Genomic DNA, 25443 nt, shown 5'->3' on the forward strand with positions numbered 1-25443 from the left:
GAGCGCATGGGCATGGCCTGTTGGTGCTCACGGGGGGTTCGCGCATGGCATGGGACGAGTGGGAGCAGCTGAAATCGCGGGCCACCGCCGACAGTTCAACCCAGATGCGGCTGAACCAGCTGGACCCCGGCTCCGGTCGTGCCGCCCCGGATCCTGCCTCGTACGGCGATCTGAAGATGAGTCAGGGCGACCTGTCGAAGATCGGCACCAACGCGTTCAAGCTGTACAACGACCTGTGGGACAAGGGCCGTAGAGCCGTGCCCAGCAGCGAGAGTGCCGCCGGCGCCTTCGCCAAGGGAGGCTTCGCCCTGGGAAGCGCGCTCCAGCATGTGGCGCTGCGCTGGGACGAACAACTGGGGTCGCTCCGGGACGCGTGCGCGCACATCTCGAACCACATGACCGTCACGACGAAGCTGCACACCGGCGACGACCACTACATCCGCCGCCAGATGAGCAGCATCGACCTGCTGGACGCGGGCTTCGACGAACGCGTCGGCGAACCGGGCGCGCCCAACCCGGTGTACGGCGAGAAGAAGGACGCGAAGGCGGACGAGAAGAAGGACGCGAAGGGCTGATGGATCTCGACGCGCTGCGCACCGCCGACTTCAGCCTCCTCGACGACGCCGTCGACGACTGGTCGACCATGGTCACCGACCTGGAAACCCTGATGGACTCGGCCGAGAAGGGGCTGCGCGGTGCGGCCAACGCGGCCAACTGGGCGGGCTACAACGCCACGGTCTCCAAGGAGTTCATCGGCAAGACCTCCGGGGAGTTCGCGGACGCCCACAGCCAGGCCGCGTCCATCCACAACATCCTGCGGGACACCCGGGACGAGCTGAAGAAGTTCAAGGGACAGCTGACCGACGCCGTCGAGCGGGCCCGTCAGCAGAACCTGACGGTGATCGGCTACGAGGGCGGCTTCTCGGTCACGTCGAACGTCCCGCCGGAGGGGCGCGCCCAGCAGGACAAGGACCGCTCGGGCGAGATCGTCGCGCTGCGCGACGAGATCCAGGGAATTCTGGACGGGGCCACCGAGAGCGACACCTCGGCGAACACCGTGCTGATGGCGATCGCCGACCAGAGCAAGCTGGGCTTCTCGGACGTCGACTACGCGGACCGGGACTCCGCGGCGAAGGCGCTCAAGGACGCGGAGGATCTGGCGGACCTGGCGAAGCAGAAGCCGGAGGACCTGTCGGTCGCGGAGTTCGACCGCCTCAACAAGGGCCTCAAGGAACACTCCGGCGACGAGCTCTTCGCCGAGCGCTTCGCCACGCGCCTGGGCGCCCAGGGCACGCTGGACTTCTGGACCGGCATCAACGACCCGCACAGCGCGTGGAGGGTCGGGCAGGAGCGGGTCGACCAGTACGACGACCTGCAGAAGAACCTCTCCCTCACGCTCGCCGCGGCGTCGCAGAGCGACAGCGCCGACATGACGGCGTGGAAGTCGTCGATGGTCGACCTGGTCGACAAGCCGGTGGGCCGGGGCGGCGGCTTCCCGCTGGGCGGGCAGGTCATGTCCAACCTGATGCGGTGGGGTGACTACGACGACCGGTTCCTCGTCGACTACGGCGACAAGCTGATCGAGACGGAGAAGAAGTTCACGGGCAACGGCCGGCACGGGGCGTGGCAGCGCACGGGCATGGACCCGCTCCTCAACCGCACCGGCACCGACTCGGGCTGGGACCCGATGACCGGCTACCTCAGGGCCCTCTCCAACAGCCCCGACGCGGCCACGGAGTTCCTCAACGGCACCTTCGTCACCCGCGACGAGGACCACGACTTCACCCAGGACACGGACGGAGACGGCAAGGAGGGCAAGCGCACCCTCAGCAACTTCGACTACCTCTTCGAGGAACGCGACTGGCCCCAGGACACCGACGCCAAGGGCGACGACAGCGTGGCGGGGCGGAATTACCTGGCGATGGCACTGGAGGCGGGGGCTACGGGGCATCCGGCGGGGGAGTTGCCGACTGTGGACACGCCGCCGCACAACGCGGATCAGACGAAGTTGATGGAGAGCCTGGTCTCCTCGATCGGGGACGATCCTGAACGACTGACGAAGTACGGCTACATGTCCGACAGCGTCGGCCAGATCACTTCGGAGTATCTGCCAGACATCAACCGGGCCATGACCGACGTGCCGAGAAGCGACTCGGGTGGACAGACAACAGAAAAATGGAAGGACGTCGAAAAACTGTTCCCGATCTCCGGCTCCGAGGCCAAGCTGGCGCACAATGATGTAACCAAGCTCCTCTTCGCCGTCGGCCAGAACGAAGAAGGATACGCCGCTGTCGAGGTCGGCCAGAAGGCGTACATGGGCAAACTACTGGACTATCACCTGGACCCGGGACTTCCCGAAGCCGACAGGGTCTCCAGCGATCACAAACTCATCATCGAGCAGGTCGCATCGAGATCGGGCGAGGTGTCCGGCACTCTCAACCTCGGCGCCCGGGAAGCCATCGGTTCCGAGGCCTCGGACAAGGACAAGGCGTACGAACATTCAGTGGCCCAACGCAAGAACTGGATCTCCGGCGGAGTCGGGACCGCTGTCGGTGTCGGAACATCCTTCATTGCGACCCCGTGGGTCGGGGCAATGGCTGGCGGGGCTGCGGGAACAGCGACCAGCGTCATCCTGGAATCAGTTTTCCAGGACGCCGAAGGAAACGCCGCAAAGGACGCACAGAAAACCGGCGGCCAGTTCTGGGCAGACGGCCAGATGCGTAATCAGGCAATCGCAGAGGATGGGGCACGAGCTGCAGCGGCAAAGTACAAGTCGGTGGATGTCGGCGATGCCGGGATGACTGCACGCGAGGCCGCAAAGCAGGGTTATTTGAACGCACAGGCAATCGTCGACGGAGGCGCCCCCGGCAGCACTACGGCCTTTTGACCCCGCTCGCCCCCACAGGAAGACACCAATGAAATCGCACCGATCGACTTCAAGGAATTCCAGCACGGTTTCCGCCGCCGCGCTCACGACTCTCGTCTTTCTGGTGACAGGGTGCAGCGATGACGGAGAGAAGCGTGAATACACGGTTCCTGACACATTGTGCGGGACAGCTGTCGACAGTGAGGCTCTCGCCCCTTTCCTTCCTGGAGGGAACAAGATCACAGTCAGGGACAGGTCCTACTCAGGAAGCAGGGGGTGCGAGGTTATTGTCGACGACAAGCTGATAGTAACCACTTCTCAGATGTGGATGGAAGAGAACAGGACGACGTCCTTCGTGGCGGCCCGGCAGTCCCTCGACACCCTCGACAAGTCGGCAGAGGACGGGCGGTTCGTATATTCGGGAAATGAGGCTTTCGGCAAGACTCTCGACTGCGTTGACACCAAGTACAAGCAGGAGCTGTACACCGTGATCCAAGCAGATGGCACAAAGAATCGGGACGCCGAAGCAATGAAGCGTCTCATCCTCTCCTTCACCGAGTCCGTCGAGGAATCAGCCGAATGCACGGCAGGGGCGCAGTAACCGAGCCTTTCAAGCGCGGCATGCAAAAAGGGTGGGCACCTCCCGTGCGTGCCCACCCTTTTTGCTGCTCTTGTGCTGCTACTGGAAGTAGCTGGCGCCCTTCAGGTCGCCGCCGCGGTAGTCGCCGCCGGCCGCGTGGACGCGCTGGGAGATCTGGACCAGGGCCGCGTGGATGCCGCGCGCGTGCCTGTTCCATTCCTCGGACTTGCCCTGGAACGCCTGGAACGCCTCGCCGCCCCAGCCCGAGGACACGTTCAGCACGGCCTGGCGCAGGGCCTCGAGGTCCTCCTCGAGCTTCGTGGCCTGGTTACCAAGCTCGGTGGCGAGCGCGTCCATAGTGCCGTATGTGACGGCAAGCTCGTCGTAGTGGACTCCGGACATTGTTCCCTCGTTTCTTCGAAGATTGACTGTGACTCAGTGCCGCCGACGAACCATCAGTAGCTGTTGAGCGCTGAAGTCTTTCCGCCCAGGTCGTCCACCGAGATCTTGTTCATGTCGCCGGTGATCTGGTCTTCGAGGTTGGTCTTGTCGTTCTTGGTCATGTTGATGCCCTCGAGGAAGTCGTCGAGCATCTTGCCGATCGAGACCATGTGGCCGTTGATCTCGGTCTGCTTCGTGTTGAAGGCGTTGGCGCCCTGGCCGGTCCACGCCTTCTCGATCATGTCGATCGTGCCCTGCAGCTTCGCCAGCGACTGCCGGATGTTGTCGTACCGGTCGATGACCTCCGTCTGAAGCTTCTTGACGTCGCCGTCGTTGAGTTTGCGGTCGACCATTTCGGCACTCCCTTTCGTGAGAGCTATGGTTCTTATTTGCGCACGTCAGCGCGGTGTGGTGGTACTGGTCAGTCGTGAGTGAGCTGTGCGTGCGTCGTCATGCGCGTCGCCGTGAACGGATCACCGCGAAGGCTCCGCCCCCGATCACCAGCACGGCCGCCGCGGCTCCGAGGGCCACCCACATCGTGGTGTCGTCGGACGACTCCGAGCTTGATCCTGCCGCCGCGGTCGCGCCGCCTGAAGTGTCCTTGGGGGCTTGTGACGAGGTTGATGCGGAGGTGGAGGGCGAGGTGCTGGACTCTTCCGTGCCGACGTTCTCGTAGCTGAGGGGGTCGGAGGCGGCGGAGCCCGGGTTGATGTCGGCGTCGGCCAAGACCCTCCGGGGGCGCACCAGGCCGTAGCCGAGGTAGTTGCTCGGTTCGTCCTTGGGCCAGTCCCGGCCGGCCGTGTCGATCAAGGTGCGGAGGACTTGGTTGGCCGTCCAGTCGGGGTGGGCGGACCAGATGAGGGCGGCGGAGGCGGAGGCGATGGCGGAGGCGGCGCTGGTACCGCTGTCTGTGCAGTACGACTTAAACGTCGCGTCGCACCACTCGGGGATGTCAGTTCCTGGGGCTCCGAGGTCCACGTAGTCGCCGTGTTCGGAGAACTTGGCCACCGTCCCCGACTCGTCGGCCGCTGATACGCCCACGACATAGGGGTATGCGGCCGGATAGCCGATGAAATTCTTCGTCTTGGCGTCATTGCCGGTGGCGGAGAACATCAGCTTCCCCTTGGACTGGGCGTATTTGACCGCCGCCGCCTCCTCCGGGTACATGATGTCGTCGCCGAAGGACATGTTGATGATCCGAGCATCACTGTCAGCGACGGCCCTGATCGCTTCCGCGGTAGTGGGCGTCTTCTCCTTGTCCGCGGAGTCCTTCACCCCTGATGCGAGCACCCGGTAGGGAACGATCTTCGCTCCAGGGGCCAGCCCCTTCAGACCTCCGCCGGCACCAGTACCGGCTATCAACGCCGCCATGCTGGTGCCATGCCCCTCGTAGTCCTTGGTGGCGTTGTACGAAACGGCCGCTGAAGGGTCATCGACGACAACCTGCCCTTGGAGAGAAGGACTGTCGGGATTCACGCCCGTATCCAGCACAGCAATCTTGATGCCCTTGCCGGTGCTCACCTTCCACATCGCGTCGGCGTCCATCGCGTCCAAGTACCACTGCTTCGACTGGACGTCGGCGGCTACCGCGCTCGGGGCCAGCCCGGAAGACACGATGGCGAATGCACCGAATGCGGCGCAGACCGTCATCACCGGTCTTCCGGCACGTCCCGCGAAATGCGCGGTCATACGGCCGCGCGGGCTGGTCCCTGTCATGCCTGTCTAGATCCTCGCTCGTCTTCAGTCGTCGGTTGCCGGTGGTGCGTTACGTGGCTGCGCCCCGCGCTGACGCTCGTCGTCGCGGTCTTCGCGATTCCTGTTACGCCGGCTCCCCTTCGGACCCTTACGAGTTCCCGCACCGCCTCCGGGCACATTGCCGGTCCTGTCGGCTGGGGCGCGCCCGGTGGGCTTACCGACAACACCGTCGGAGTTGCCCGCAGTGGGTCGGGCGGTCGGGCCCGGACGATTGTTGGTGTTGGGTGCGCCGATGACGCCTCGCTGGGCGATCCTGCCCGTGGGCGTACGGGAGCCGTTGTTGCCCTCGGCACCGACGACCGTGCCCCGAGGCACCCTGGGACCCGTCGTTCCCGAGGTAGTGCCATTCGTGGGGCGTCCTCCGACCACGCCGTTGCCCCGTGCCGCGCCTGTCGAGCCGATTCCGCCGCCCCGTGCGTTGGGTGTACCTCCCACGGGGCGAGGCGTACCGCCGGACACTCCACGCCCCATGAGTGGCCTGCCTGCGGCCGTACCGCCGGCTCGGCCGGCCGCCGACTGTCCCGTGGCAGCTGCGCGGCTCACCGGCCCCGTGTTGCCGCGCGCGCCGGTGGTACCGCCGGTCGTGCCGGCACGACCTTGCGCTGAGATCGGGGCCCTGTTCGCGGGCGTTCCGCCGAAGCCCGAGCTGCGTCCGGCGACTCCGCCGAAGGCCGGAGGTGCTCCGCCGGTAAGGATGGGCGAAACCGAACCGCTGCCCCCGCCCGAGCCGGTCGTCGTCGGCGCGTTGACCGGAGACTTCACGGTGTCCTGCGGCGTCAGGGTCCCGACACTGTCGATCTTTGTGCCGACATTGCTGTCCGGCGAGACGGCCGTGTCATCCAGGTTGCTGAGCTTCGGCGGGGTGTCCACCGAGCGCGAGTGCCCGGTCGTTCCGTCTGAGGAATCACGCACAGTCGAGACAGGCGTGTGAACGTTGCCCAGCTCACTGCTGCTCTGCCCTTCGGTGGCATTGAAGGGGTTCTTCGCCGTCGGAGCGGGTTTGGGCACCCCCACATTAGGCATCGCCTCGAAAACCGGAGGATCCTGGGCCGCCAGCGTCTCCTCCGACACCGAGTAGAAGGACGCCAACCGGTTCATCTGGTTGATCGCCTCCTGGCGGTCCTTCTCCGCCTGGATGGCCGCCGTGTACTCCTTGTTGCCCTCGACCTGCGCCGGCGCCGGGATCTGCTCGACCTTCTTGGGGCTGATCCGGGTGTCGCGGGGCGGCATGGAGCTGCGTACGGAGGCGAGGCCCGTGGCGGCAGCTGTGATCTGGGTGCCGGCGACCTCGGCGAAGTCGGAGAGCGCGATGGCGTGCTTGACCAGCTTGCCGCCCCACTCGCGGAAGGCCGTGCCGGACTCGCCCTCCCACTCGACGCGGCCGACATGACCCTCGAGTTCGTCGGCGGCCGCCTTGATGGCGTCGCGGGCGTCCCACAGGGCCTTGCCCGCGGTCTCCAGGTGCTCCGGGTTCGCGGACTCGACCATGTTGATCATGTCGTTGAGCTGATGGTTCTCGAAGTCCGTCTTGCCGAGCAGGCGGACACTACCGCCGAAGGGAAGTCCATCGAGCAGCTCCGAGGCGCGGCTGATCATGTTGATGGCGCCGGCCTGGGCGGCGACATCCTTCTGCTCGGCCTCGTGCGGGTTCGGCTGCTTCTGTTCGTCGCTCACTTGAAACCCCCGCCGTAGTTCTCGTTGTCGGAGCGCTTCTTCGGCTCGGCAGTGGTGTCGCCTTCGGCGGGCTTCTTCTCCTTGGCCGCCTCCGCCTCCTGCCGGCTGATCTCGGTCTGGATCTCCCAGAACCGTCGTCGCTGTTCCTCGTCGAGATTGCTGAAGTCGCCGTGTGCGCCCAGGACGGCGATCTGCATCGCCTCTATCTGGAGTCCCAGGCTCTTGGACAGCGCGGTCAGGCGTTCGTGGACGCGCTCGTACTGGGTGTGGAGGCCCTTGGCCTCGCCGAAGTCGCCCGCGCCGCTGAAGGACGCCGCCGAAAGACTGTGCGCGCCGACCTTCTTCGCGCTGCCGGCCGACCCTTCGAAGCTGGACAGCACGGCGTCCACACGCTTCTTGAAGGTCCCCAGCGCCTCCAGGCTGACCTTGAAGCCTGCCATGTCCGCAGGAAGCACGATGCCTTCCTCCCCGTTTCCCCGTTACCTGCTACCCGATCGCGAAGCCTTCGACGCCGTAGCGGCGGCGGAGACCTGTCCCCGGTGGCGTACTCATGTCGACGTACCCGGCATCCACTCTAGTCAATGTGTAAACGGGGCCCAACTGAACTTTGTGTGGACTCAGTTACGAAACCGCCATGACTGTGGGTGCGACACACCGTTTGCAGCGCGGAACTATGCCCCCGCCTGCTCCTCCAGCCAGCGTCGGGCGCCGACCTCGCTCGGATACTCCCGGACCGTGAGCCACGCCGTCAGCCAGCCGACGGCGTACCCGGCGAAGGCCGGTAGGACGGGGGCCGCCAGGAGGAGCAGAGGGCGGGCGGCGGCGGCCCGGCCGGGGGCGGCGCCGTTGTGGGCCTGTTTGGCGAGACGGGTCTGCTGGGGGGTGGGCGGGTTGAGGAGGGCTGCCCGGTGGCCGCGTCGTTGACGAGTCCAGCCCCAGAGGAAGGCCGGTACGGACGCGATCGCCTGGACCCAGTCGGACACGGTGCGCGCGGTCCGCGGCCACTCGTCGGTGAAGCCCTGGTAGAGGCTCAGGGCGAAGAAGCAGAAGAAGGCCAGGACTGCGACCACGAACAGCGTCGTGCGGGCGCGGCACAGCCAGTAGCGCGTGCCGCGTTCGTACCAGGTCGTGCCCAGTTTCGGCAGTCGTGGGACGGCGACGGACGGGGGCGCCTCAGAAGATGCTCGTGACGCCATGCCAGATGTCCTTCCCTAGCCGTGCGATGTCGTCCCCGGTCTCCGAGGCGACGTTCCCGGCGCCGTGGAGCACCCCGCCGACCACCCCGTGGTCGTGGATGTCCTCGCTCCAGTGCTCGTGGAAGGTGTGGTCGAGGACGTCCGTCGCGACGACCGCGGCCCCGACGCCGACCGCGGCCACCGCCACCGCCCCCTCCACGGGCAGGGCCGCCACCACGCCCGCGGCGACGGCCACGCCGCCGAGAGCCACGCCGCCGTCGACCACCACGGAGTGCTGCCAGGACCAGCCCTTGTCGTGGTCGTCCTTGGCCTCGACCAGTCCGCAGGCAGCGGCTGCGGCGACGTCCAGGACCGGGATCTCCCTGAGGAATTCGGGGAGTTCGGCGACCCCTCGGCCCAGGCGCAGCGCGTCCGCCGCGTCGGCGAGTTTGACGTTGAGGGCGCGGTCGTATGGGAGCGCCGTGCTGCCGTGGTCGGCGCGGGCGATGGCGTCCTCCAACGCGTCGACCTGCGTCGTCGCCTCCCGGTAGGCGCCCTTGGCGGGGAGGTCGGCGGGCAGTTTGCGGCCCGCCTTCTGGTACGCCTTGCGCTCGGCCCGCAGGTCCTTCTTGGCCGCTCGTTCCTCGGCCTTCGCGTTGTCGATGAGGCCCCGGGCCTTTCGGCCGCCGGCGCGGGCGTCCTCGGCGTCGTACGCGTACAGGCCGCGCAGGGCGTCGGCGATGGTGATCCTGTCGCCGGTGGAGACCGGGGCCGTCACCTGTGCGTAGAGGCCGCGCAGTCCGTCCGCCGCGACCAGGCGGGCGTGCTGGGCGGTGTGCAGGATCTCGTCGCGCACCTTGCCGTACTCGTCTAGGGCCGCGATGGTCGTGCGGTCGTCCGCGGTCGGCGGGTTCGCGGTCAGGATGTCCAGCGGGACGCCCTTGGGGCCCGTGGCGACGCCCTTGCGGGTCGCGATGTACTCGGCGTTCTGCAGGGCCGTCTCGCAGGCGGACAGCGCGTCGGCGAGTGTGGTGAGGATGTCGCCCGCGGAGTGGACGAGCGTGGCGAAGGCGCCCGCCGTCAGCGCGTCGTCGCTCCAGGTGGCGCGGAAGGTCTCGGCCGCCTCGCCCTTCCAGGTCGTGTCGCCGACCAGCCGTTCGACGGCCTGGCCGAGCGGGTGGACGACCTCCTCCAGCTTCCCCTTGGCGTTCTTGTACGTCTCCGCCATCGTGCGCAGTCCGCCGAGGTCGCCGCCGACCCAGCTGTCCGCCATCTCAGCCGTCCCCCGCCATCAGGTCCTCGAACAGTCCGTGTACGTCGATGTCGTGCCGTTGGAAGGAGTCGCGGGCGTACGTCACCTTGTCGCCGCGGTCGTCCAGCCGGTCGGCGAAGCCGGTGTGCAGGGCGACGATGAGGTCGGCGACCTCCTTGAGGGCGTGGTCGAGTCCCGCGTCGCCGGCGTCCACCACCGGCGGGGCGACGTCGGGGTGCAGCCCGCGGTAGTTGACGGCCTCGTCGTGGAAGGTCCTGGACATGGCGGAGAGGTCGCTCAGCACGGCCTTGAAGTCGACGGGCATCAGCCCACCTCCCGTGCGTAGGCGGCGAGATCGGCCCATTGCCAGCTGGGGCGGTCCGGTCGGTCGACGCGCGGGTCCAGCACGACCCTCACGCCGCGCTCGCGCACTCCCTCGGCGAGCGGGCCCAGGGAGGTGACCACCCAGGGCTGTGCCTCGCCGAGCGCGGCCACCAGCCCTCCCAGCGTGGTGAAGGCCAGGGCCACGGTTCCGTCGGTGGGATGCTCGAAGAGTTCGTACGTCACATAGGGGACGTGGATGGGAGTGACGACATAACGCGGGTGGGCCGGGACGAACACCGGGGTGTGGTACGCCGGGACGGCCGGCTCCGCGTGCGTGGGCGCCGGTACGCCGATGTAGTCGAGAAGCCGCGAACGCTGCGGTCCGCCCATCGCCGTCTCCTCCCCGTGGACGATGTCGCGGCACCACCGTAGCCAGCGAACAGTCCGGCAAATCCGGCTATATCGGATTGCCTGAGGGGGTGTATGCGGAACTCATACACGTGTTTGGGCGGGACGAGGCCGACGCTTGACCAGGGGATGACCCCGTACGGCAGCCCTCAGCTCCCGGTGACCCTCCGCGCCCTCCGTCGCGCGTCCCGGATGGCCACCGCCGTGCCGCCGAGGCCGGCGACGAGGACCGCCGCGGCCACGGCCACGTAGGTGGCGAGGCGGGCGTTGCGTTCGTCGGGGGTCTCGCCCGTCCGGAACGCCGCTGCGGCCGGGGCCTCCGCCCTGGCCAGGCCGTCCTGGGGGCTCGGGGACTCGATCGGGTGGTCGTCCTCGGTGAGGGCGCGGACCGGGTCGACGACGCCCCAGCCGACGAGGCGGTCGTGCCCGGCGATGGTGCGCTCGGCGGTCTGCTCGATCTGGGCGACGACCTCGCGGGCCGTCCAGTCGGGGTGCTTGGCCTTGATCAGCGCGGCGACGCCCGCGACGTACGGCGCGGAGAAGCTCGTACCGTTGTCGGAGCAGTTGCCGCCCTGGGGGACCGTGGAGATCATGTCGACGCCGGGGGCCGCGACGCCGACGAAGTCGCCGGACTGGGAGAAGGACGCGCGTTCGTTGTTGCGGTCGGAGGCGGCGACGGCGAGCACGCCCTTGTAGGAGGCGGGGTAGGTCTCCTTGACGTTGCCGCCGAGGCCGTCGTTTCCGGCCGAGGCCACGACCACGATCCCGGCGTCCAGCGCCGTGTCGATCACCTGCTCCAGGTCGGAGGTCGGCCTGACCGCGTTCGACGTGTCCTGGGAGATGTTGATGACGTCGGCCTTGGCGTCGATGGCGTACCGGATCGCGGTGGCCAGGGTCTCGGTGGTGCCGTGGCCCTCCGCGTCGTTCTGCTGGATCGGGATGATCGTCGCCTCGGGGGCGAGGCCCACGAAGCCGGTGCCGCCGATCGGGCGGGCCGCGATGATGCCGGCGACCTTGGTGCCGTGGCCGACCGTGTCGGTGGTGCCGTTCTCCTTGCCGCGCTCCACGGGGTCGCCGTTGTCGTCCTTGAGGCCCTTGGGGAGGTAGTTGCGGCCCGCCTTCGCGTCCACGGCCGCGGTCAGCTGCGGGTTCTTGACGTCCACGCCGGTGTCGATGACCGCGACCCGGACGCCCTTGCCCTTCGACTGGCTCCACAGTTCGTCGAGCTGGACGCGTTGCAGGGACCAGGGGCGGCCCGGATAGAGGCCGTTGGGGAACTGGCACTGGTCGGAGTACTTCAGCGTGTTGTCCGCGGCGGTTGCGGGCGGTGCGAGGGCCGTGGCCGTCGTCAGCAGGGCTGCGGCGGCCACCAGCGTCGTCTTGCGGATCACTGTCGCGGTCCCCCTCACGAGCCCTGCGGCTGGCGGGCCGCCGCCGTGGACAGGCGGGGGCCGGTGGGCAGGAACTCCGACCAGGCGGCCGGGATCGGCGCCGGGTCCACGTCCTTGTAGCCGAGCAGGGTCTGCGCCTGCTTCTCCTCCTGCTGTTGCTGTTCGCGCTGCTTGGGGGTGGTGCCGATGCCCGCGTCGTCCGTGGCGCTGTCGCCGTTGGACTGGAGCACGTAGCGCAGGCCCGTGTCGGTGACCAGGAACACCGGGCCCGCCTGGGGCTCCTCGCCCTGGAACTGGCGGTAGAGCTGGCCGGAGCCGGGGGTGACGTAGGCACTCGAGGAGCCGGTGGGGAGTTTCTGTGGGAAGTCGGTGCCCACCCAGGTGCTGAGGGTCGTGGCGCCGGAGTTCGCGTTCACGCCGCGCAGGACGTTGCAGACCGTACTGCGGCTGCCCTTGGCCGTGGACGGGTCGTTGACGGGCTCCGGGTCCTCGGTCGGCCAGCGGTGCTCGGTGCCGAACGCCTTGCCCGGCACGATCGCGCCCGGGCTGACCTCGGCGGCCTGACCTGCCTGGCCGAGCGGGGCGAGCTCCTCGCTGAACAGGAGAAGCTGGGCGACGAACGCCGAGACGGGGGCCACTCGGCCGGGCAGGACGACGTAGTACTGGTCGGTGTTGCTGTCGCGCCCCTTGAGCACCATGCCGACCTTGTTGGTCGCGTCGTCCAGCTGGCCCGGCGCGTCGGCCGGGTCGCCGGGCTGCCCTTCGGTGATGTCGGGGAAGGTGATCGGATCGCCCAGGTGCAGGGTGGCCAGCCACTCCGCGGACACCTTCTGGGGCTGCCGGTTGGAGCCGACCACCGCGCGGAGCAGCAGTTCGTCGCCCTTGTCGATCGGGTACGCCCGGCCGGTCGCGTCCACGACATAGCGCTGGTCGTCGGGGTCGGCCACGTAGAGGAGCTGGCCGCCCTGGAGACGGCCCGTGCCGTCGGTGACCTTCATGTCCTTGGCGGAGAGGACCAGCGCGGCCTTCTGGACGGAGCCGCCGCCCGCGCTGGGGCGCTCGCACACCGCCCAGCGCTTGGTGCTGCCCGCCTCGTCGGCCGAGGGCAGCCGGTCGGGGGCGTACGGGATGCCGATGGTGACGCCGTGCGGGATCTTGCCGTTGTCGAGGACGGACTCGGCGACGGTGACGACGGCTCCCTCCCCGGCGTTGAGGAGGAGCTTCGCGGAGGCCATGTTGAGGACCGGGTGCAGCTGGACCTGCCCGTCGGTCTTCAGCACGACGTACCGGGTGGTCGACTTGCTGGCGACGATCACCTTGGCGTTGGGTTCGTCCCAGCCCTTGGGCGCGGTGGGTTTGAACATGCCCCACGCCCCGAAGACCGCCATCACGATCACTCCGACGATCACGCCGGGCAGGATCGCGCGCAGCGGTCGCGGCGCACCCTCCTCCGAACCGTCGGGCGACGACTGCAGAAAGGCCGCGAGCATACGGCGCTTCGCGAAGGTGTAGGCGTTGAGCTGATCGCGCCGGGATGCCATCTGTCTCTGTCTCTCCCCGTTTTCCGTCCTGGCCGCACCCGCGGGGCCACGGTCCCCCGCGCCCGATGTCAGAGCGGCCCCCTACTATGCCTGGTATCCGCGGTGGCTTGGGGAGCGGGTAGGGTTCCTGGGCCGTCAGGTCCCGTCAAGTGCCCTGTGCGGTGCTGAAATGCGGGCGAGTCGTGAGCGAAACGGGGAGAACCGGGGGGATGGAGTGATGGCTTCGGGAACGCGCGAACGCACCGGCGGACGGTCGCGGACGCGGGGCTCCTCGGCGCCCCGGCCGGGGGCGCCGCAGCGGCCCCCGACATCGGGTGCGCTCCATCTCAGGGCACGTTCGGGGCAGGGCGGGGCATTCCGGCTGCAACGCCTCGTACTGTGGGAGATCGCCGCCGCAGTCCTGCTCGTGGGCTGGGTGATCGGCCCGGTCGCCCTGGTGGTCGCCGGGGTCGTCGCGGTCGCGCTCGTGGTGCTCTCCGTCGCCCGCCGCCGCGGCCGTTCCCTGCCGGAGTGGCTGGCGACCGCGCGTGCGCTGAAGACGCGGCAGCGGCTGGCCGAGAAGCTGGAGATACCGCCGGGCACCGAGCCGGGCTTCGGACCGGCCCTCGAGTGCGACCCGAGTCTGCGGACGTACACGTACGGCGGCCGGGACCGCAGACCCGTCGGGATCGTCGGGGACGGCACGTTCGTCACCGCGGTCCTCCAGGTGGAGGCGGACGCGACCGCGCTGCGCGCCGAGCGCAACCGGCAGCCGCTGCCGCTCGCCCTGGTCCAGGACGCCCTCGACGTGGACGGCATCCGGCTGGAGTCCGCGCAGATCGTGCTGCACACCCAGCCCGCGCCCGCCCTGCACCTGCCCCCTCAGTCCGTGGCCGTCACCAACTACGCGCCGCTGCAGGAGCAGACGGGCGCCCCGGCGGTCCGCATCACCTGGATCGCGCTGAAGCTGGACCCGGAGCTGTGCCCGGAGGCCGTGGCCGCGCGCGGCGGCGGTCTCGTCGGCGCGCAGAAGTGCGTCGTACGCGCCGCCGACCATCTCGCGAGCCGGCTGACCGGCGCCGGGTTCAGTACGACGCTCCTGGACGAGGAGCAGCTGACGGCCGCCCTCGCCACCTCGGCCTGCGCCAACCCGCTGGTGACGGCGGAGGCGGGGCGGACCGGGGCGCTGGAGCGGCGGACCGAGGAGTCCGGCCGTATGTGGCGGTGCGACAACCGGCGGCACACGACGTACTGGCTGCGCCGCTGGCCCTCGCTGGGCGGCGCCAACGCGCCCTCGCTGCCCCAGTTCATCGCCCTGGTCACGGCGGTCCCCGCGCTGGCGACGACGTTCAGCGTCACCCTCGCGCGCGGTGAGCGGCAGGACGTGTCCCTCGCCGCGCATCTGCGGGTGACGGGCCGCAGCGACGACGAACTCGTGGCGGCCCGGCGGGCGGTGCAGAGCGCGGCCCGGCACGCCGGCGCGGGGCTCGCCCGGCTCGACCGGGAACAGGTCCCCGGCCTCCTGGCCACACTGCCCCTCGGAGGTGCGCGATGACGATGACGACAACAGGGGTGTCCGGTGCGGGGGCCGCCGTGCCCGTCCGCTCACTGCGCAGCGGCTTCGGGCTGCTCGGCCCCCGGCACGGCCGGCATGCGGTGACCGTGGAGCAACTGGCCTCGCTCGCGCTGCCCATCGGGGACGACGGGGTCGTCATCGGCGTCGACACCGAGGGCCGCCCCGCCGTACTGGGCCTCAACCGGCCCACGCCGTACGACGTCGTCCTCATCGGCGGTCTGTGGACCGCGCAGGTTCTCGCCCTCAGGGCGGCGGCGACGGGCGCGCGCGTGGCCGTGGAGACGGGCCGTCCGCAGGCCTGGGTACAGATGGTGCACGCCATGGGCGGCGGACAGAACGGTCTCGCGGTGTACGAGGTCGGCCGGGTGCCCCCGCAGGGCGCCTCGGCGGGCACACCGGTGCTGGTGGTGCGGGACTGCGGCATGCGCCCCCCGCGCGGGCGGGTCGCGTCCGGCCCCTGGCAGGCCGTGCTGACCCTGCTGCCCTACCTCAGCCCGGTCGCGCCCCGGCTGATACGACAGGCCCGGCTCGTCGGTGTACAGCGGATCTCGCCCGACGAGGCGCTGGAGGTGGGCCGCGCGCTGACGCTGCCCCGGGAGAACGTGGAGGCGCTGCCCACCCTCGTCGACGGCTTCACCCTGTGGTGCGCCGACCGCGACCGGCAGTACGTCATGACGCAGCCGACGGACGCGGAGATCGGGCTGCTGGGAACCCCTCGCCGGATGGACTGAGGGTGCGCCTCCAGGGCTTCGGGACGTCACCTCGGGGCATCGGGGGGCTGCCTGCGGGGCTTCGGGAGGCTGACTCCGGGGCTTCGGGAGTCCGCCCCGGGACCTCATCGCGACTTCTTCGCAACCTCTGAGAGTGGGCGGGCCTGCCGGGGCGGGGCATCTGATGATTAGGCTGGTACGGGGCGCGACGCCGGAAGTCCGTGGGGCGGGTGTCGGCGCCCTCGGGGAGGGCCGGTGCCTCCGACGACCTCGGACGGCCTCAATACCACTGCGTACGACGACATATGGTCGCCCCGGCACGGCATGAGGGTGCTCGACCACACCAGGAGGAACTGTGAGCAGCGATCGGGACGGGATGCGCGGGGGCTGGGCCACGCCCGGCGATGACCAGCCCGACGCGGAGTCCGCCATCGAGACGACGGGCGAGTTCACCATCGACTACGCGCCGCCCGCCTGGTACACGCAGAACGCGGGCGCGGGCTCGCCGCTGGAGCCGAGCCCGCCGGCTCCGCCGGCTCCGGCTTCACCTGGCCCGAGCATGCCCGGGCCTCCGGCGGTTCAGGGGGTTGCGGGGATGCCGGGGATGCCGGGGGTTCAGGGGCCTCCCGGGGTGCCAGGGGTACCGGGGGTTCAGGAGGGTGGCTTCCCGCCGCCGGTCGGTGCGCCGGTAGTGCCGGGGCCGGCCGCGCCCGCGGCACCGGCTGCCCCGCCGGTACCGGCCGCACCGCAGGTTCCTCAGGCACTGGGGACGCCGCCTCAGGGCGTGCAGAGTCCTGAGGCTCTGCAGAACCCGCAGGCCCCGCAGGATCCTCGGTCGTCACAGCCTGCCCAGCCTGCCCAGGCGCCTCAAGCTCCGCAGAGCCCGCAGGCTCCGCAGGTACCGGCCCCGGCAGCGCAGGCCGCCCAGCCTCCGCATGCCGCCCAGCCCCCGGCGAGCGGGGTGCCTGTGGCGCCGTTCGCGCCGCCCGCTCCTGCGGCGGACAGCGGGTTCGAGTTGCAGCAGCCGGAACAGCAGCCGGCTCCGGGACAGACGCAGGCACCGGCGCAGGCCGAGGCACCGGTCGCCGAGGACGGCGGTCCCGAGAGCGGGGACCTGGAGAGCGGCGCCACGATGCGCTTCTCACCGGTCGCCCTCAAGCAGCAACTGGCGGAACAGGCCGGCCAGCCCGAGCAGGTGCCCGACGGGACGACTGACGGGACGGCGGAGAACGCCGAGGCCGACAGCGCCCCGGACGCGGTGCCCGACACACAGGCGGAGTCGGAGTCCGAGGGCGCCGTCGCGGACGAGCCGTCGGCCGCTCAGGACGCCCCCGCCGAGGGCGAGGAGGCCGCGGACGCCGCCGCCACCGACGTACCCGAACCCGTCGCCGCGTCGCAGGACGGCGCGCCGGAGGAAGGCGCACCGCCCGCCTGGGCTCCCCCGCCGGTCCCGCAGGGCGGGCTGCCCCCGCTGCCGCCGTCGTACCAGCCGGCGGCCCCCGCACCGGCGGCCGAGTGGCCGGCCCAGCCGCTGCCGCAGCAGCAAGCGGCGCAGCAGCAGTCGGCCCAGCCGCCCGTACCCGCGCAGCCGCCCGCGTCGGCCGACTGGAGCGCACAGGGCCCCGAGGCGGCCCCCACCCCGCCGCAGCCCGCCTACGGCTTCCCGCAGCCGCCCGCTCAGCCGCCGACGGCCCCGCAGCAGCAGCCGGGCTACGGCTTCCCCCAGCCCCCCGCAGCCGACGCCCAGGCCGGCTACGGCTTCCCGCAACCGCCCGCGCCCGACACCGCCGGTGGCTACGGCTTCCCGCAGCAGCCCGCCCCCAACACCCCTGACGGCCACGGCTTCCCGCAGCAGCCGGCCCCCAACGCCCAGGCGGGGTACGGCTTCCCGCAACCGCCCGCGCCCAACTCCCCCGGCGGCTACGGCTTCCCCCAGCCCCCGGCACCACAGGCGCCGGCGTCCCCGCAGCCGTACCCGAACATCCCGCAGCAGGCCGACGGTCAGCACCCGGGCGGCAGCCAGGGGCCCGTCCCGCAGAACTTCCCCGGGCAGCCCCCGCTGGGAGTCGACCCGCGCGCCCCGCAGCCCGCCTTCCCCGACGCAGCGCAGGCCGGGCCGCCTCAGGCAGCCCAGGCACCCGAGGCATATCAGCCACCGCAGGCACCTCAGGCACCTCAGGTCCCGCAGGCCCCCCAGCAACCGCCCGCCGACCCCCGGCTCGGGGCCGCCTGGCCGCAGCCGATCCAGCACGATCAGCGTCAGCCGGTCAACCCCGGTGCCGCGCCGCTGGGTTACACCGCCGCCGTGGAGCTGTCCTCCGACCGGCTGCTCAACAACAAGAAGCAGAAGGCGAAGAGCAGCCGCCCGACCGCGGCGCCCTCCCGTTTCAAGTTCGGCGGCAAGAAGGAGGAGGCCGAGCGGCAGCGCAAGCTGGAGCTGATCCGTACGCCGGTGCTGTCCTGCTACCGGATCGCGGTCATCAGCCTCAAGGGCGGCGTCGGCAAGACGACCACGACCACCGCGCTCGGCTCGACCCTCGCCAGCGAGCGCCAGGACAAGATCCTCGCGATCGACGCCAACCCGGACGCCGGCACGCTCGGCCGCCGGGTGCGCCGCGAGACCGGGGCCACCATCCGCGACCTCGTCCAGGCGATCCCGTACCTCAACTCGTACATGGACATCCGGCGGTTCACCTCCCAGGCGCCCTCCGGCCTGGAGATCATCGCCAACGACGTCGACCCGGCCGTCTCCACGGCCTTCAACGACGAGGACTACCGGCGCGCGATCGACGTGCTCGGCAAGCAGTACCCGGTGATCCTCACCGACTCCGGCACGGGTCTGCTGTACAGCGCGATGCGCGGGGTGCTCGACCTCGCCGACCAGCTCATCATCGTCTCGACCCCGTCGGTCGACGGTGCGAGCAGCGCCAGTACGACTCTGGACTGGCTGTCGGCACACGGGTACGCGGAGCTGGTCGCGCGGTCCATCACCGTCATCTCGGGGGTGCGCGAGACCGGCAAGATGATCAAGGTCGAGGACATCGTGTCGCACTTCGAGACGCGCTGCCGGGGTGTGGTCGTCGTCCCCTTCGACGAGCATCTCGCCGCCGGCGCAGAGGTCGACCTCGACATGATGCGGCCGAAGGTGCGGGAGGCGTACTTCAACCTCTCGGCACTGGTCGCGGAGGACTTCGTACGCCACCAGCAGATGCACGGCCTGTGGACCAGCGACGGCAACCCGCCCCCGGTCGCGGCTCCGCCCATGCCGGGACACCAGGCGCCGGCACAGCCGTATCCCGGCCAGCCATATCCGGGTCAGCCGTACCCGGGCCAGCCGTATCCGGGTCAGCCCTACCCGCAGCAGCAGCCCGGACAGCCGCCGTATCCCCAGCAGGGCTACGGCTACCCGCAACACCCCCAGGCGCCTCCCGGGCCGCCCCCTCAGCAGTGAACGCGGAACGGCCGGTGTCCGAGTGGTGAGGACACCGGCCGTTTCACGGACCCGTTCGGCTACTCCGCCGCCGCGACCAGTTCCCGACAGCGCTTGACGTCCTGCGCCATCTGCTCGAGGAGTCCCTCCAGCGAGTCGAACTTGGCCTGGCCGCGCACGAAGGCGAGGAAGTCGACGGCGACGTGCAACCCGTACAGGTCGAGGCCGACGCGGTCGATGGCGTACGCCTCCACCGTGCGCTCGGTGCCGTCGAACTGCGGGTTGGTGCCGACGGAGATCGCGGCCGGCATCGCCTCGCCGGCGGCGTGCAGCCAGCCCGCGTAGACGCCGTCGGCCGGGATCGCGGTGTGCGGCAGGGTCTCGACGTTGGCGGTGGGGAAGCCGAGCTCCCGCCCTCGCTGGGCGCCGCGCACGACCACGCCCTCCACCCGGTGCGGACGGCCGAGGATCTCCGCCGCGCCCGCGACATCGCCCGCTCCGACCAGCCGACGGGTCAGGGTCGAGGAGAACGGCTCGCCGCCGCCCGCCTCACCGCGCACGACCAGGTCGACGACCTCGACCTCGAAGTCGTACACCTTGCCCTGCGCGGTCAGGAACTCGACGTTCCCGGCGGCCTTGTGGCCGAAGCGGAAGTTGGGGCCCTCGACGACGGCCTTGGCGTGCAGCCTGTCGACGAGGACCTTCACCACGAACTCGGCGGGCGAGAGCTTCGAGAACTCGGTCGTGAAGGGAAGGATGAGCACCGCGTCGACGCCCAGCTCGGTCATCAGCTCGGCGCGCCGGTGGTGCGGGGCGAGCAGCGGCGGGTGGCTGCCGGGCCGGACGACCTCGCTGGGGTGCGGGTCGAAGGTGACCACGACCGAGGGGACGCCCAGCTCGCGGGCGCGCTCCACGGCATGCCGGATGATCAGCTGGTGCCCGCGGTGGACCCCGTCGTAAGAACCGATGGTGACGACACTGCGTCCCCAGTCCTCGGGGATGTCCTCCAAGCCACGCCAGCGCTGCACTGTGACCGCTCCTCGAACCCGTGTCCGTATGTTTCGTTGCCTCTTGCGCAGGTCTAAGGGTGCCATGCCGGGTGCCCCCGGCTCGCATCGGCATCGGCGCTGTGACTCGCCCCACGCCCCGTCGGCCTCACGCGGGCACCCGTACCCCCGCCAGGTTCTCGATCATGCGGCGCGCGGCGGGGCCCACCACCCCGGCCCACTCCCCCGGCGCGTCGGCGAGCCAGCCCGCCACCCGGGCGGCGAAGCCCGGCACATGGCGCCCCAGGTCGACCAGGCCGCGGTCGAAGCGGGCCGCGCCGTCCGGCGTGCGGACGAGGAGCACCCCGATCCGGTGAACCAGCCCACGCAACTCCTCCCCACCACGCTCCCCACCACACTGCGCGGTCGCGTGCAGTACGGCGTCCAGGACGGCCCAGTCCCGCTCGTGCGCCAGCAGGAACTCCAGCAGTTCGCGCCGCAGGGGACGGGAGTCCGGGGTGCCGGGGGCGACCAGCACGGCGGCCAGGGCGGCCCGCGTCCGCTCCGGCCCGCTGCCGTCCAGCAGCCCCGTGACCAGCGGGAACAGTACGGCGCGGGCGGCGGGGCCGTGATCGAGGCGCCGGTCGACGTACGCGGCCAGGTCGCCCGCGGTCTCCGGGCACCACGCCGCCGTCTCCCGGACGAGGGCGGCGACCCGGCGGGCGAGCGCGGGTGTGGTGACGTCGGCGAGCGCCCGCAGCGTCCGCCAAGCGCGCACGTCGGGGCGGGCGAGCCGGGTCCGGACGGCGTCCAGGACCGGCTCCGGGTGCGTGGTCAGCGCGGTGAGCAGGGCACTCGGCGGGAGCTGCGGATCTCCTGCCGCGAACCGCTCCAGCGCCTGCGGGAGGTGCCGGGCCCGGGTCTCGGGGTCGCGGACGAGGAGCGCGAGCGCGCCGCCGTGCAGGGTGCGGTCGGCGGGGCGGGCGAGCAGGGCGAGGGCGGCGTTGCGCAGCAGCAGGCGGCCGGCGTCCGTGGTCACGTGCGGGGCGGCGCGCAGGCCGTACGCCACCGCCGCGAGCCGCCGGGCGGGACGCTCGTCGTGCGCCCACCGGTCGACGGCCCGGCACACGGCTGACGGCTCCTCCTGCGCGAGGACGGCGAGCAGTTCCTCGGCCCGCCGGTGCGCACATCCGACCAGCGCCTCGGTGAGGTCGTCCGGTGCCCGGTGCCGGTGGGTGTGCAGCAGCGCCTGTGCGGCGGTCGCCACGGTGGCGTGCGGGGTCGCGGGCAACGGCCGCTCGTCCTCGAACCAGCCGGTGAGACACGGCTGTACGGCGGTGGCGTCGGCGGCGAGGAGCCGGGCGACGGTGTCGAGGTGGCGGGGCGCGCCGCTCCGGTCGTCCGGGGCGCCGTCGACGAGGACGAGGCGGCGCAGGAGGTCGAGACGGAGGTCGGGCGGCAGCGTGAGCCCGGCCCAGAAGCCGGGGCCGAACTCCGGCCGCCGGACGGCCTCCTCGCCCCCGGCCACGACGCGGTCGGCAAGCAGCCGCAGGACTCCGGCGTACGGCGTCGCGTCCGGGACGCGCAGCAGGGTCCCGGCGAGCAGCCGGGCAGCCCACCAGTCGGCCGCCGGGTCGGCGACGCCCAGAGCCCGGGTCAACTCCTGGAGCCGCAGCCCGAGCCGATCGGCACCGCACCGGCGTCCGAGAAGCAGCAGGGCCTGCACGACGGGGCCGATCCGGTGGCGCGGGACGGGGCGCGGGGGCTCGCCGTCGGGGATGCGGTGGCGGTGGACCAGGGCGTGCAGGGCCTCGTCCAGGTCGAGGTGGACGCCCTGGATCCAGTCGGCGAGTTCCTCGTGGGCGAAGCGGTAGCCGTCGCCGGCCGGTACCAGGAGTCCCTCGGTGAGCACGGCGGACGCCCAGCCGGTGCCGCCGCCGAGGCGGGCGGGCGCCGGTCCCCAGGGGAACACCGCTTCGAACGAGGCCCGGTCCAACTCGCCCTGCCCAGGCCCGAGACAGCGGCGGGCGGCCTCGTGCACCTGTCCGGAGACCCTGGCCGCGAGACGGCGTACGGCGGTGCCGCGCAGGCCGTTCTCGGCGGCGAGGCGGACCGCGATCCGCAGGCACATCAGGTCCAGGTGGGCGGAGAGGACGTCGTGTCGGTCGACGGGCGGGGCGGGCGGCGCGTCGGGAAGGGCGGCGCGCAGCTCGCCGAGGAGGCGGAGGGCGAGGGGGTGCCGGGCGTCGGGGGCGGCGAGCGCGCTGTCGGGGACGGCGTGGCGGGCCCGGGCCTCGCGGGCCTCGTCGGGGGTGAGATCGCCGAGCGGGACGCAGGGTGGCAGCGTCCCGGCCGCCGTCCCCTGGCCGGCCCCGCCGTGGAGCATCTCCGCGGCCGCCGTCCCCTGCCCCGCGCTCCCGTGGAGCATCTGCGGCGGGAACCGTGCCCCGGCCCGCTCCCAGTACTCGGCCCGGCAGGCGATCACCAGCCGTGCTCCCGTGTCCCGGAGCCAGCTCGCGGTGCCGTCGGTCCAGTCGGTCAGGCGGTGGGCGAGGACGGCGGGCATCTCCTCGGGGCCGTCGAGGACCAGGAGCAGGGGGCGGCCCGCGCCGTCGGCGAGCCGGGCGACGCGTTCGGGGGTGAGGTCGCCGGGAACGGCGCACGCCGGGACCGAGGCCGACACGATCCGGGCCGCCCGGGCAAGCGCCCGGCGGACCGCGTCGGCGATCGAGCCGTCCCCGCCGCCGAGGTCGGCGCCGCGCAGCCACAGTGTGGGGGCCGGTTCGGCACCCCGGGTGCGGCGGGCGGCGAGGGCGGCCAGTTCGGTCGTACGGCCGCTGCCCGGAGCCCCGACGAGGCCGAGGACGGCCGCCGGACCGGTCGCGAAGGCGGCGAACTCCCGTGCCGGAGCGGCGCGTTCGACCGGCTGCGGGCCCCCGGAGCCGACGCCGCCGGGCGGGCCGTCCGAGCCGAGCGAGGTGGCGGTCAGTTCCAGGACGCCGGCCAGGTTGAGGTCGGCGCCGTGGGCGGGCACGGTGGCCGCGTTGCGGGCGAGCAGGTCGGCCAGCGGACCGGGGACAGGGCCGGGCGGGCGGAGCGGGACGGCGAAGCAGGCGTCGCGCGAGCCGGACCGCAGGGCGGTGGCCACCACGGCGACGACCGCGCCGGTGGTGACATCGAGCACCGGTCCGCCGGCCGCGCCCCCGCCGGGCCGCAGCGCGTCCCGCCCCGCCGTGCCGATGGCCAGTTCCAGGGCGCCGTCGAAGAGGTGCAGCCGGTCCGCGGCGCTGTACGCCACCGGGGTCTCGGCCAGCACCCGCGCCTCGCGCCAGCAGCCCGCGGCCAGCCGGACGTACGTGCCGGTCCCGACCCGGTCCCGCACCGTCAACGGCAGCGGGTGGGCATCCGGGCCACCGTCCAGGCCCTCGGTGCGGACGAGCGCCAGGTCCAGCTCCGGCAGCGGGGTGACCGCGTCGGCGGACACCGCGCAGCAGCGGTCGCCGGCGCCGTACAGGAGGAGGCGGGGCAGGCCCGCGACGGCCTCGTGGCTGGTGATCACCGTGCCGTGGTGGTCGGCGAGGAAGCCGGTGCCACGGGGGCGTCCGGCGAGGTCGCGGATGCGGATGAGGGAGGGGTCGGGGTGTCCCGTCATGGTGCCACCCCTCCCCACCGCGCCCGCCCGATATCACCTGTTCTCGCCCGCTTCTTCGTTCGACGGTATGCGCGCGGTGATCAAGGGGAGAGAGGGCGAGGTGAACACGCCCCTCTGCGCTCCCTCGGTTCACTCCGAGCGCCTGCCCGGACGGGTGAATGAAGGGGGGCCGCTGGATACACCTAGGGGTGGGGGAACCGAGGGGGGACCGTGGAGCGGCGGCAGTGAACACCCCGTGTTCGCCGCTCCACGGGCAATCGCCCATGGGCGAGGGCGTTCAGCTCAGCACGGCCAGGCTCTTGGCCTTGCCCTTCTGCTCCTCGACGAGGGCCAGGAAGCGGCCTTCGGGGTCGAAGACGGCGACGGGGCCCGCGCCCGCGTACTCCTCGGGCATCTCCAGGCGGACGCCGTTCATGAGCAGCCGGGCCCGCTTGGCGTCCACGTCCCAGCGGCGGAACGCGGCGGCGGCGGCCTCGGCGACCGGCATCACGGTCAGCTCCTGCTGGAGCTGGTCGAGTGTCTTCGCCCCGTCCAGCTTGTACGGCCCGACGCGCGTGCGGCGCAGCGCGGTGAGGTGGCCGCCGACACCGAGGTCCGCGCCCAGGTCGCGGGCGAGGGCACGGATGTAGGTGCCGGAGGAGCAGACGACCGAGACCACCAGGTCGACGACGGGGGTGCCGTCCTCGGCAACGGCGTCCCGGACGTCGTACACGGTGAAGGAGGAGATGGTCACCGGGCGGGCCGGGATCTCGAACTCCTCGCCGTCCCTGGCCCGCTTGTAGGACCGTACGCCGTCGATCTTGATGGCGCTGACCTTGGACGGCACCTGCATGATGTCGCCGGTCAGCTTGGCGATGCCGGCGTCCACGGCGTCCCGGGTGACCTTGGAGGCGTCGACGGAGGCGGTGATCTCGCCCTCCGCGTCGTCCGTCAGGGTCGTCTGGCCCAGCCGGACCGTGCCGAGGTACTCCTTCTCGGTGAGGGCGAGGTGCCCGAGGAGCTTGGTCGCCCTTTCCACGCCGAGGACGAGGACGCCGGTCGCCATCGGGTCGAGCGTGCCGGCGTGGCCGACGCGGCGGGTCTTCGCGATCCCCCGCATCTTGGCCACGACGTCGTGGGAGGTGAAGCCCGACGGCTTGTCGACGATGACGAGGCCGTCGGGCGCGGAGGTCTTCCGGTTCATTCGGCGGTGTCGTCCGTCTCGTCGTCATCGGGCTTGCGGTACGGGTCGGCGCCGCCCGCGTAGCCGGCGCCCGCGGACGCCTCGCGCACCTTCTCGTCGGACTGGCGCGCACGGTCGAGGAGGTCCTCGATGGTGCGGGCGTTGTCCGGAAGGGCGTCGGCCACGAAGGCGAGGGTCGGCGTGAACTTCACGCCCGCGGCGCGGCCGACCTCGGAGCGGAGGATGCCCTTGGCGCTCTCCAGTCCGGCGGCGGCTGCCGCGCGCTCCTCGTCGTCCCCGTACACGGTGTAGAAGACGGTCGCCTCCCTGAGGTCGCCCGTGACCCTGGTGTCCGTGATGGTGACGTGGGAGCCGAGCCGCGGGTCCTTGATCCCGCGCTGCAGCTTCTGCGCCACCACCTCTCGGATGAGGTCCGCCAGCCTCTTGGCGCGCGCGTTGTCGGCCACTGGTCCGTCTCCCGTTCTTTCTTGCCTGCTCGTTTGTGCTGTCTGAAGTTGTTCGGTGGTCGCCGTGAGGCGCC

At 71.3% G+C, this 25443-nt stretch carries 21 protein-coding genes; 6 read left to right on the plus strand and 15 right to left on the minus strand.

All coding sequences use genetic code 11. The features are described 5' to 3' along the window. Positions 1-44: 44 nt before the first annotated feature. Genes ACFPIH_RS52570 through ACFPIH_RS52580 form a run of 3 tightly spaced genes read left to right on the plus strand, consistent with a single transcriptional unit; the run spans position 45 to position 3467 of the window. Complete coding sequence (locus tag ACFPIH_RS52570) at positions 45-575, plus strand: hypothetical protein (protein WP_381187013.1); 531 nt, start codon at positions 45-47, stop codon at positions 573-575. Continuing rightward, positions 575-2887, plus strand: coding sequence for a DUF6571 family protein (locus ACFPIH_RS52575; protein WP_381187011.1), 2313 nt, complete (start codon positions 575-577; stop codon positions 2885-2887). The genes ACFPIH_RS52570 and ACFPIH_RS52575 overlap by 1 nt, the downstream gene beginning before the upstream one ends. A 28-nt stretch (positions 2888-2915) precedes the next feature. Then, positions 2916-3467: a hypothetical protein gene (locus tag ACFPIH_RS52580; RefSeq protein WP_381187008.1), complete on the plus strand. Its 552-nt coding sequence runs from the start codon at positions 2916-2918 to the stop codon at positions 3465-3467. A 78-nt stretch (positions 3468-3545) separates the two neighbouring features. Here the strand turns inward: ACFPIH_RS52580 and ACFPIH_RS52585 are convergent, their stop codons facing one another. The 11 genes from ACFPIH_RS52585 to eccB form a co-directional block, all read right to left on the minus strand. Beyond that, entirely contained in the window at positions 3546-3848 is a 303-nt protein-coding gene (locus tag ACFPIH_RS52585; RefSeq protein WP_381187005.1) for a WXG100 family type VII secretion target, read from the minus strand. Between the two features lie 53 nt (positions 3849-3901). Beyond that, on the minus strand, positions 3902-4240 hold the full coding sequence (locus ACFPIH_RS52590; RefSeq protein ID WP_381187002.1) for a WXG100 family type VII secretion target: 339 nt from the start codon (positions 4238-4240) through the stop codon (positions 3902-3904). 97 nt (positions 4241-4337) lie between these two features. Continuing rightward, positions 4338-5603, minus strand: a complete 1266-nt coding sequence (locus ACFPIH_RS52595) for a S8 family serine peptidase (protein ID WP_385879221.1) — start codon at positions 5601-5603, stop codon at positions 4338-4340. 24 nt (positions 5604-5627) lie between these two features. Then, positions 5628-7316, minus strand: a complete 1689-nt coding sequence (locus tag ACFPIH_RS52600; RefSeq protein WP_381186999.1) for a WXG100 family type VII secretion target — start codon at positions 7314-7316, stop codon at positions 5628-5630. Beyond that, entirely contained in the window at positions 7313-7756 is a 444-nt protein-coding gene (locus ACFPIH_RS52605) for a hypothetical protein (protein WP_381186997.1), read from the minus strand. The genes ACFPIH_RS52600 and ACFPIH_RS52605 overlap by 4 nt, the downstream gene beginning before the upstream one ends. A gap of 231 nt (positions 7757-7987) precedes the next feature. Further along, a complete protein-coding gene (locus ACFPIH_RS52610) occupies positions 7988-8512 on the minus strand; it encodes a hypothetical protein (protein WP_381186995.1) in 525 nt (174 codons plus the stop codon). After that, complete coding sequence (locus tag ACFPIH_RS52615) at positions 8490-9764, minus strand: WXG100 family type VII secretion target (RefSeq protein ID WP_381186992.1); 1275 nt, start codon at positions 9762-9764, stop codon at positions 8490-8492. Before ACFPIH_RS52615 ends, ACFPIH_RS52610 begins: the two co-directional genes overlap by 23 nt. A 1-nt stretch (position 9765) precedes the next feature. Further along, positions 9766-10068, minus strand: a complete 303-nt coding sequence (locus ACFPIH_RS52620) for a DUF6317 family protein (protein WP_381186989.1) — start codon at positions 10066-10068, stop codon at positions 9766-9768. After that, complete coding sequence (locus ACFPIH_RS52625; protein ID WP_381186986.1) at positions 10068-10457, minus strand: SAV_915 family protein; 390 nt, start codon at positions 10455-10457, stop codon at positions 10068-10070. The genes ACFPIH_RS52620 and ACFPIH_RS52625 overlap by 1 nt, the downstream gene beginning before the upstream one ends. Before the next feature lie 167 nt (positions 10458-10624). Next, positions 10625-11866, minus strand: a complete 1242-nt coding sequence (gene mycP / locus ACFPIH_RS52630; protein WP_381186983.1) for a type VII secretion-associated serine protease mycosin — start codon at positions 11864-11866, stop codon at positions 10625-10627. A 14-nt stretch (positions 11867-11880) separates the two neighbouring features. Further along, positions 11881-13407: a type VII secretion protein EccB gene (eccB, locus tag ACFPIH_RS52635; RefSeq protein ID WP_381186980.1), complete on the minus strand. Its 1527-nt coding sequence runs from the start codon at positions 13405-13407 to the stop codon at positions 11881-11883. Between the two features lie 217 nt (positions 13408-13624). Between eccB and eccE the strand changes: the two genes are divergently transcribed. The 3 genes from eccE (at position 13625) to ACFPIH_RS52650 (ending at position 19123) form a co-directional block, all read left to right on the plus strand. Continuing rightward, complete coding sequence (gene eccE, locus ACFPIH_RS52640) at positions 13625-14941, plus strand: type VII secretion protein EccE (protein WP_381186977.1); 1317 nt, start codon at positions 13625-13627, stop codon at positions 14939-14941. Beyond that, on the plus strand, positions 14938-15693 hold the full coding sequence (locus ACFPIH_RS52645) for a hypothetical protein (RefSeq protein WP_381186974.1): 756 nt from the start codon (positions 14938-14940) through the stop codon (positions 15691-15693). Before eccE ends, ACFPIH_RS52645 begins: the two co-directional genes overlap by 4 nt. Before the next feature lie 355 nt (positions 15694-16048). Next, on the plus strand, positions 16049-19123 hold the full coding sequence (locus ACFPIH_RS52650; protein ID WP_465270398.1) for an SCO5717 family growth-regulating ATPase: 3075 nt from the start codon (positions 16049-16051) through the stop codon (positions 19121-19123). 59 nt (positions 19124-19182) lie between these two features. Here the strand turns inward: ACFPIH_RS52650 and ACFPIH_RS52655 are convergent, their stop codons facing one another. The 4 genes from ACFPIH_RS52655 to rbfA form a co-directional block, all read right to left on the minus strand. Then, positions 19183-20130: a bifunctional riboflavin kinase/FAD synthetase gene (locus ACFPIH_RS52655; protein ID WP_381186971.1), complete on the minus strand. Its 948-nt coding sequence runs from the start codon at positions 20128-20130 to the stop codon at positions 19183-19185. 127 nt (positions 20131-20257) lie between these two features. Then, positions 20258-23740: a trypsin-like peptidase domain-containing protein gene (locus ACFPIH_RS52660; RefSeq protein ID WP_381186968.1), complete on the minus strand. Its 3483-nt coding sequence runs from the start codon at positions 23738-23740 to the stop codon at positions 20258-20260. Between the two features lie 277 nt (positions 23741-24017). Continuing rightward, the gene (truB, locus tag ACFPIH_RS52665) at positions 24018-24923 is read right to left on the minus strand and encodes a tRNA pseudouridine(55) synthase TruB (protein WP_381186965.1); all 906 of its coding nucleotides are present in this window, start codon (positions 24921-24923) and stop codon (positions 24018-24020) included. Beyond that, the gene (rbfA, locus tag ACFPIH_RS52670; RefSeq protein WP_381186963.1) at positions 24920-25369 is read right to left on the minus strand and encodes a 30S ribosome-binding factor RbfA; all 450 of its coding nucleotides are present in this window, start codon (positions 25367-25369) and stop codon (positions 24920-24922) included. Before rbfA ends, truB begins: the two co-directional genes overlap by 4 nt. Between the last annotated feature and the right edge of the window lie 74 nt (positions 25370-25443).

The organism is Streptomyces vulcanius (genome assembly GCF_042653945.1).
GTDB lineage: Bacteria > Actinomycetota > Actinomycetes > Streptomycetales > Streptomycetaceae > Streptomyces > Streptomyces mangrovi.